The sequence below is a fragment of the Candidatus Neomarinimicrobiota bacterium genome (assembly GCA_041862535.1).
Classification (GTDB): domain Bacteria; phylum Fidelibacterota; class Marinisomatia; order SCGC-AAA003-L08; family TS1B11.
The window spans coordinates 1-6,199 of the sequence record JBGVTM010000074.1 but is presented as its reverse complement, the minus strand read 5'-3'; the positions used below and the strand labels follow the sequence as shown (position 1 = coordinate 6,199).

At 57.2% G+C, this 6,199-nt stretch carries 5 protein-coding genes; all 5 read left to right on the top strand.

All coding sequences use genetic code 11. The features are described from left to right. On the top strand, positions 1 to 1,213 hold a 1,213-nt coding region (locus ACETWG_03115), incomplete at its 5' end, for a DNA repair protein RecN (protein ID MFB0515578.1). Then, positions 1,206 to 2,468: a UDP-N-acetylglucosamine 1-carboxyvinyltransferase gene (murA, locus tag ACETWG_03110; protein ID MFB0515577.1), complete on the top strand. Its 1,263-nt coding sequence runs from the start codon at positions 1,206 to 1,208 to the stop codon at positions 2,466 to 2,468. The genes ACETWG_03115 and murA, both read left to right, overlap by 8 nt. 283 nt (positions 2,469 to 2,751) lie before the next feature. Further along, positions 2,752 to 3,777 (top strand): low-specificity L-threonine aldolase, encoded by a 1,026-nt coding sequence (gene ltaE / locus ACETWG_03105; GenBank protein ID MFB0515576.1) that lies wholly within the window; start codon positions 2,752 to 2,754, stop codon positions 3,775 to 3,777. Between the two features lies 1 nt (position 3,778). Then, entirely contained in the window at positions 3,779 to 5,140 is a 1,362-nt protein-coding gene (gene trkA, locus ACETWG_03100; GenBank protein ID MFB0515575.1) for a Trk system potassium transporter TrkA, read from the top strand. Next, positions 5,133 to 6,199: TrkH family potassium uptake protein (locus ACETWG_03095; protein MFB0515574.1), on the top strand; the 1,067-nt coding region annotated here is incomplete at its 3' end. The genes trkA and ACETWG_03095, both read left to right, overlap by 8 nt.

The window sequence follows — 6,199 nt, the reverse complement described above, 5'->3', positions numbered from 1 at the left end:
GCTCGAGGAGCTATCGGCCTGGATCGAGAAGGATAAAGCGCTTCACGAACCGCACCAGTTTCAACTCAAGGAACTGGAAGAGGCAGGACTTTCACTTACCGAGGAGGAGGAGTTGGGGCGGGAACACAAGCTGCTTTCGCAGGCTGACGAGCTCCATCGTCTGTTAAATACCCTGGAACATCGCCTGCAGAAGGATGAGGCCTCAGTGGCCGGCGAGGTGGGTAGCCTTTTTAAACAGCTGGATCGCTTCAGGCAGCTGGCGCCGGAACTGGAGCAGCTGAGTGCGAGATTGTCTTCCCTGAGGGTGGAGTTGGAAGACCTGGCCTATGAAGCGAGGCGCTACGGGGCCACAGTGAATCCGGATCCCAAGCGCTTGGGGGAGGTTGAGGAGCGTCTGGGGCTGCTAGAGGCTATTAAGCGCAAGTATGGTGGTACTATTGAGACGGCCTTAGAAAAGCTAACCTGGCTTCAGGAGTCCGTCAGCCGCCACGCTGCATCCGATGAGCGTCTGTCCCAGCTGCGGAAGGAGCAGGTTCGTCAGCGGGAGGCCTATGCCGCCCAATGCCAGGAGCTGTCCCGTCAGCGTCGGGCTGCCAAGGACAGGTTGGAAGAAGCAATTCAGGCCACCCTGGACCGCCTGGATATGCCGGACACCAGGTTTGAAGTGCGCATTGAGAATATTCCTTCTGAAGGAGGTGCCTGTCTGCTCGATGGCCGGGCCTATAAGAGTGATGCGCGGGGCTATGACCAGGTGGAGTTTTACATCAGCCCGAACCCTGGGGAGGAGCTGCGGCCGCTGGCAAAGATCGCTTCCGGGGGTGAGGTTTCCAGGGTCATGTTGGGAATCAAGACGGTTCTCTCGGCCTATGACCCGGTGGGCTGCCTGATATTCGACGAAATTGATAACGGCATTTCCGGTTCCACAGCCGAGACGGTGGGTGCCGCTCTTGAGGATCTGGCTCAGTCACGGCAGATTGTCTGTATCACCCACCTGCCGCAGATCGCAGCGCGGGGGGATCACCACCTGACCATGAGCAAACGGGTGCGCGGGGGCCGCACGTTGAGCCGGATTGAGGTGGTGGTAGGTGAAGAGCGCCGGCGTGAGATTGCCCGGCTTCTCAGTGGAGTCGAGGTAACCAAGGCCAGTCTGGACCAAGCCCTGGAGCTGTTGACGGCGCGCTTGGCAGACCCGAAGGCGAGTGCCGGTGGATAAATTCGTAGTCGAAGGGCAGCAGGTCCTTTCGGGTTCAGTCACCATTTCCGGTGCAAAGAACGCCGTCCTGCCCATTATGGCCGCCAGCCTGCTCTGGCCGGAGCGTTATATCCTGCACAATGTTCCTTACCTGCGCGATACGCTGACCATGGCCCGCCTCATGGAGATCATCGGCGCTCGGGTCACTTTTAAGCACAACCGCTTGGAGCTGGATACCACCACCTGCAACAATCCGGAGGCGCCGTATGAGCTGGTGAAGACCATGCGGGCCTCCTTTTACGTTCTGGGGCCACTGGCGGCTCGGTTTGACCGGTGTCGGGTGTCACTGCCTGGGGGGTGCAATTGGGGTCCCCGGCCGGTGGACCTGCACCTGAAAGCCATGGAACTGCTGGGGGCGGATATTTCCCTGGAAGGTGGATACATTATTACCAAGGGAAAGTTAAAGGGTGCCACTATCAATTTTGACGTCAGCAGCGTTGGTGCTACCGGCAACGCCCTGATGGCTGCTGTTCTGGCCGAGGGCGAGAGCGTCCTGACGAATGCCGCTCAGGAGCCGGAGATAACGGCTCTGGCCAGGTTTCTCCAGAAGATGGGGGCCCAGATAGAGGGTATTGGAACCAGCACCCTGCGAATCAGCGGTCAGAAGGCACTGCGCGGGGTGGAAGAGGAAATTGTTCCCGACCGCATCGAGGCGGCTACCTTTCTTATCGCCGGTGCCATGGCGGGCGATAAAGTGAAGGTTGAAGGTGCTTGCGAGGAGCACCTGAGGTCAGTACTGGGCAAGCTGGAATTGGCTGGTGTCCAATTGAAGCTCCTGGATGGTGTCATCGAGGTGTCCCGTCCCGCCAGCATACGGCCGGTGGACATCGCTACCGCGCCTTATCCCGGTTATCCCACCGATCTTCAGGCCCAATGGATTGCCTTCATGACCCAGGCTGGGGGAAGCAGTGTGGTTCAGGACAACATATATCGGGACCGCTTTGCCCATGTCCCGGAGCTGGCCCGCCTGGGAGCGCGGATCAAGTTGGAAGGCAATGTTGCCACGGTGAGGGGGCCAACGGAGTTGATCGGTGCGCCGGTTATGTCCACCGACATTCGCGCCAGCGCCTCGCTGGTATTGGCGGCGCTGGTAGCGCGCGGCACTTCCGAGATTTCGCGGGTTTACCACATTGATCGCGGTTATGAGACTTTTGAAAAGAAGTTCGCCGGGCTGGGGGCGCACATTGAGCGGGTTCGCGGGGAACCACAGGTGTAGAAAGGTTGATTCCGAGGCCAGGAGATGGTACCTTGAATCATTGCAAAATGATAATCCTTGTCAAGCGTGGCTGGTTGTCGGTTTCATATCCTGAGGTCTCAGCAGACGATCAGAGACGGTGGTACTTTCTTTTTGGAGGGTGACTAGCGCCTCATAAGCCGCAGGCGAACCTTGTCAGACCACAGCTGTACTTTTTTTTATCACCCATCTCCGCTTCCGGCACCGTTAGCGCGCGGCGGACATTCAGGGGCCTTTGTTTGGGCCCTTTTCTATATACTGTAGTATGATCGATCTGCGCAGTGATACCGTTACGGTGCCATCGCTGGCCATGCGCCAGGCCATGGCCCAGGCTAAGGTAGGGGATGATGTGTTTGGTGAAGATCCCACCGTTATCGAGTTGCAGGAGGAGGTAGCGCGACTGCTGGGCCAGGAGGCCGGTCTGTTTGTCCCTTCCGGGACTATGAGTAACCAGATCGCCATCAAGGCCCACACTCAGCCCGGGGATGAAGTAATTTGTGAGGCCGGCGCCCATATCATGAATTACGAGGCCGGGGGACCGGCCTTTCACAGCCAGGTGCAGTTGAATCCTATTCAAGGCCGATTGGGAGTCTTCACCGCTGAGCAGGTGGAGGAGTTGATCCGAGCCCCTAATGTCCACATGCCTCCCACCAGGTTGGTTTGCATTGAGAACACTCACAACAGCGCCGGTGGAACCATTTTCCCATTAGAGGAGATTGGCCGGATTGCGGAGGTAGTTCGGAAACACGGTCTGGTGATGCATCTGGATGGAGCCCGGTTGATGAACGCGGTTGTGGCGACGGGTATTCCGGCCCACGAGTGGGCCAAGGCCTTTGATTCGGTCACTCTGTGCCTTTCCAAGGGGCTGGGGGCGCCGGTCGGATCGGTGGTGTGCGGCAGTCGCGCTTTTATTGAGCGCGCTCACCGCTACCGCAAGCTTTTCGGTGGTGGTATGCGCCAGGTGGGGATCATTGCCGCCGGGGGGCTTTATGCTATCCGGAACCACGTGGCTGATCTGGCGCGGGACCATCAGCGGGCCAGGCGTCTGGCTGAGGCTCTCAGCGGCATAGCGGGGGTGACCATCAATCCTGATGAGGTACATACCAACATTGTGTTTTTCAGGGTCGCTGAGCAGAAGGGGAGCGGTGCAGGAGTCGAGGCCCGCTTACAGGCAGAAGGGATATTGTGTCTGGCGCTTGCCAGGCAGAAGATCAGACTGGTCACTCACCGTGACTTGACGGACGAGGATATAGACAACGCTATCCAAGCATTTCAGAAGGTACTGGGCTAACATGTCACTCAAGATCGTTATCATCGGCTCGGGTGAGGTCGGGTTCAACCTGGCCAAGGAATTGAGCCAGGAAGACTATGACATCACCGTTGTGGATATCAATCCGGAGAAGGTCAAGCGGGCCAGTGAAACGCTGGACGTGAGCACGCTGGAGGGGAATGGTGCATCTCCCTTTATTTTACGCCAGGCTCAGGTGGAGAGCGCCGACATTTTCCTGGCCCTTACTCGCACCGACGAAGTCAATCTGGTTTCCAGCCGGATGGCGCGGGAATTGGGGGCGAAGACGGTGATCGCCCGCTTGAGGAATACTGACTATACCTCGAGTAAGGCCGTTATTCATCCGTCCCAATTCGGGATTGATGAAGTTATCCACCCCGAGCTGGTGGTGGTTGAGGAAGTTGAGCGTCTGCTGCGACAGAGTTCGGCCATCGACGTGAAGGAGTTCGAGGATGGTCGCCTGCAGCTGATAGGGGTTCGCCTGGAAGCATCATCGCCTCTGCTTAGACGTACCGTCGAGGATGTATCCGCTGCCAACCAGGACCTGCCCCACAAGGTGATTGCTCTCAATCACGAGGGGGCGAGCTTCATTCCGCAGGGGGATACTGTTTACCAGGCCGGGGATATCGTCTACGTGATAGGTGAATCCCGTCACATTCCGACAATTGTCAGCATGCTGGGTAAGCCCCACCAGGCGGTTAACAAGGTGATGATCCTGGGTGGCGGTAAGATTGGAAGGCGGCTGGCCAGCCGCCTTCAGGATGACCTGGACATCAAGTTGGTGGAATCCAATAAGACCAAGGCGTGGGAGATCGCCCCCACGCTGGTGAACACTCTGGTATTACACGGCGACGGCACGGATATCGATTTCCTGATCTCAGAGAATATCAACGAGATGGACAGCTTCATAGCCGTGACCCAGAACGAGCAGACCAATCTCATCACGGGTTTACTGGCCAAGCAGCTGGGAGCCAAGCATGTTATCGTTCACATTGCGACTACCAGTTATTTACCGATTGCGCGGCGTATCGGGATCGATGCGGCTATCAGCAAAAATATGGTCACCGTGGAGGCCATCATGCGGGTCATCAAATCCAGTCGTGAGCGGGCGGTCAGTCCCTTTGAAGACGTGGAGATGGAAGCGCTGGAGATCGAAGCGGAGGCGGGCAGCAAGGTCACGAAGAAACCGGTATCTGCTATCAGCTTCCCGCCGGGAGTAATCCTGGGGGCTATTGTACGCGATTCACACATCGAGATTCCTAGAGGGGACAGCCGAATTTCTGCTGGTGATCGGGTGTTGTTATTCATGCAGAACATAGAAGTGGGGAAGGTTCAGAAGTACTTCACCGGAAGCCGACGTGAATAAGAAAGCCGTTCTGAACACGCTCTGCTTTCTGGTTGTCTGCCTGGGAATTTCCATGCTGTTCAGTGCTGCCTGGGCGGGCTACTATGGTGATGGGGATCTGCCGGCATTTCTGCTTTCTATAGCTATCTGCCTGGTTGTAGGCGGTCCGGGTTATTATTTCACCCGGGGGCGCTACAACCTGACGAGCCGGGACGGTTTTGCCATCGTTACCCTGGGCTGGACCACCATGGCCCTGTTCGCTACGTTGCCTTTCCTTCTGTCCGGTACCATCACCGTATTCACCGACGCCTTTTTCGAGACCATGTCGGGATTGACGACCACGGGAGCGACCATCCTGGGAGATGTCGGTCGCCACCCGCACCTGCCCCTGGGCATTGAGAGCATGCCCCGCGGAGTGCTTTTTTGGCGGGCCTTCATCCAATGGATCGGCGGCATGGGGATTATCATGTTCTCGGTGGCGATTCTGCCCTTTATGGGTATGGGAGGGACCGCCCTGCTGCGGGCGGAGGTGCCGGGCCCGACGGTGGACCGCATCCAGCCGCGCATCCAGCAAACGGCCAAAACCCTCTGGCTGACTTACCTGATTATCAGCGCGGTTGAGGCAATCCTGCTCCGCATCGGTGGTATGTCGTGGTTCACCAGCCTGGCCCATACCTGCACGACCATGGCTACCGGTGGTTTTTCCACTTATACCGACAGCTTTAATAGTCAGAGTGCCTACATTCAATACGTGGCCATCTTTTTTATGCTGATGGCGGGGATCAACTTCACCCTTCACGGCAAGTTTATACTGAACCGGAAGTTCTCTTACAAAGGTAATCGGGAACTCATGTTTCTTCTGGGCGTCATCGGGCTGTTCACACTGCTTATTTTTATTAATATTTCCCTTAATAACTACGGCTGGAGTGAATACAGCCTGCGTCACTCTCTTTTTGCTGCTACCTCCATCACCACGACCACGGGCTATTGTACGGTGGACTACAAAACCTGGTCGCCCTTCGCCCAGATGCTGGTATTCGCGCTCTTTTTCGTTGGTGGATCAGCCGGCTCTACCGGCGG